General features: G+C 67.6%; 1 protein-coding gene. It reads right to left on the minus strand.

Going from position 1 to position 2,435, the window contains the following annotated elements; all coding sequences use genetic code 11:
• Positions 1-2,298 (minus strand): double-strand break repair protein AddB (gene addB, locus IC66_RS0137295; RefSeq protein ID WP_038951001.1); only part of this gene is annotated, 2,298 nt, incomplete at its 3' end.
• Positions 2,299-2,435 lie beyond the last annotated feature (137 nt).

Below are 2,435 nucleotides of genomic sequence, written 5' to 3' on the forward strand. Positions count from 1 at the left end.
CACCGACATCCTGAGCGGCCGCGTCGCGCGCGGCGGCCGCGGCTCGGGCTGCTTGATTGGCCTGACCTCGTCCGGCTGGTCGAGCGCGCCCGCGAACTGCACGTATTTCTCGCCGGCGCGAACGGCCGCCTTCCAATGATCGTCGCCCGCAACCGCCTCCAACCGATGCAGGAAGCGCGAAGCCACCGCCGGCGCGCCGCCGGCCTTGGCGGAATGGGTGAGGATCACCTCGTCGCCACCGAGCAGCTGGGCAAAATCGTGGGCGGAGAGGCCGATGCGGCGCTCCGGCAGATCGAGACCGAGCTCGTGCCGCATCGGCCGGCTCAGCCAGGGGTCGATGCGCGGCGCCGGTGGCCAAACGCCTTCGATCAGCCCGCCGACGATGATGCGGTCGGCCTGCATCAGGCGCGATTCCAGCGGGCCGTAGATCTGCAGCCGCGCGCCCGGCTTGTCGCGCCGCCGCACCGCGCGGTCGCTGAACGCGGTCTGGAAGACGTCGGCGTAATCAGGCAGCGTCACCATCAATCCGCTGGTCGTGCCGCCGCGCAGCAGATCGTCGAAGGCGCCGGCGAGCGCGAGGCCTTCTCGCTCCTCGAAAGCGAGCGGAATGCCTTGCTCGTCACGCGAAAGCTCGATCATGATCTCGCGATGCCGGTGCGCGAGCTCGGCGAAGTCATATAGTTTTAGTGGCGCCAGACTCTCGATCGGTGCCAGCGCCTTCTGCAAGGCGTCGATCAGCGTCTGGATGCGCTCGATGTCCTCGGCCTTGAGGCGCGCGCGGGGCTCGGCCTTGTGAAGCGCGGAGGTCTCGCTGCGCCACAGCTTTGTCAGCTCGTCCCGAAAACGGTTGAATTCTCGCAGCAGGCCGCCGGTGCCGGCAGGCGGGCGCGTGCCGCGCAGGACTGCAAGTTCGAGATCTTCGATCGCTGCCTTCCATGCGCCAGGCAGCCGTCCAAGCCGGCACAGCGGATGCTTCAGCATCGCCAGCAGCGTTGGCGGCTCCAGCCCCTTGGTGGCCGCCTCTGCCACAAGCCGCGCGAAAACGCCGGCGGATGTTTCCATCAGCACGTCACCGCCGGAATCGTCGAAGGGGAGATCCCATCGGGTCAGCGCAGCCATCACCCGCCGCGCCAGCGCGCGGTCCGGCGTCACCAGCGCTGCCGATTTGTCGAGATGCCGTGCTTCGCGCATGGCGATGGCAATGGCGAGCGCTTCCATTTCAGGGTTGGGTGCTTCGACGACCGCGAGGTTTTTCATGCCGCCGGAGATCTTCGCCGCGACATCCGGCTGCTTCAGCCGGTCGTGCCAGACTTCCGTCTTGGCCGACGGTCGCATCGATTCCGAGGCGAGCAGATCGCGGCCGCCTTCTGCCGGCGGCTGGAGAATCTCGACGTCACTGCGCTTGATGCCAAAACGATCCAGCAGTGCGTGCATGGCATATTGCGGATGGTTCGACGCCGGATGCTCCGCGAACTTGCCGAGCGAGTCGCGCACGCCGCCGATGCTGCGCCAGGCGTCGTCGTCGAGATCTGTATCGAGGCCCGGCAGCACCACTGCACCATGCGGCAGCGAGGCGACCGCGTGCAGGAATTTGGCGGTGGCCGGCATCGAGCCGGTCGAACCCGCTGCGATCACCGGTCCGTTCGGATGCGCGGTCAGCCGTTTGGCTTCCGCCGCGATCAGGAGATCGCGCCGGGCTGCGGGTTCAATCCGGTTGATCTCGGCGAGATGCCCGGGCCAGGCGATGCGCGCGATCCGCAAAAATTCGAGCGAGTGCTGCCAGTAGCGGTCGAGGTTGTCAGGTACGAGGCCGTCGAGCGCGCTCCAGTCGACGCCGCGCGTCACCATGTCGTCGATCAGGCGTGCGAGGTCGCCGGCGAGCGCCAGCGTCGAAGCAGGCCCGCCGACCACCAGCGGCGACAGCACCGGGCCCTTGGCCCAGGCCGCGACCAGTTGCGCCAGCGTCAGCCGTCGTTCGAGCTCGCCGAGCCGCGGGGGTATGTCGAGGGGCGTTGGGCCGGAGAACTGCTCGCCTTCGTCGGCGAAGGCGAGTTCATCCTCGTCGATGTCGCCGAGCGCGACGATGCGCGGCAGCACCACGGCGTCCGCTTTCATCTCGTCGAGGAAGATCTCGCGGACCACGCGCATCGCGCGCCTTGTCGGCAGATACAGCGTGGCATCCGCCAGCCGCGCCGGTTCCTTGCGCGCCTCGAATCCCTCGACCAGCCGTCCGTCGAGCAGGCTCGCGACGATCGTGCGCAGGAATGGAACTGAGAGGGGAACGCTGAAGACGCGCATGAGCTGCCTGATTCGGAGATCAGGGCAATATAGGGAGGCGCGGTCGAATGGTCATGGGGCGGGGGAAGTCGTCCCCGCTGTTCGCGAGACCTGACAGGTCTTGTAGCAACCATTAAAGCACGCCCGATTTCCGCGAG

The sequence above is a fragment of the Bradyrhizobium genomosp. III genome, assembly GCF_000261705.1.
In the GTDB taxonomy this organism is placed as follows: Bacteria; Pseudomonadota; Alphaproteobacteria; order Rhizobiales; family Xanthobacteraceae; genus Bradyrhizobium; species Bradyrhizobium ottawaense.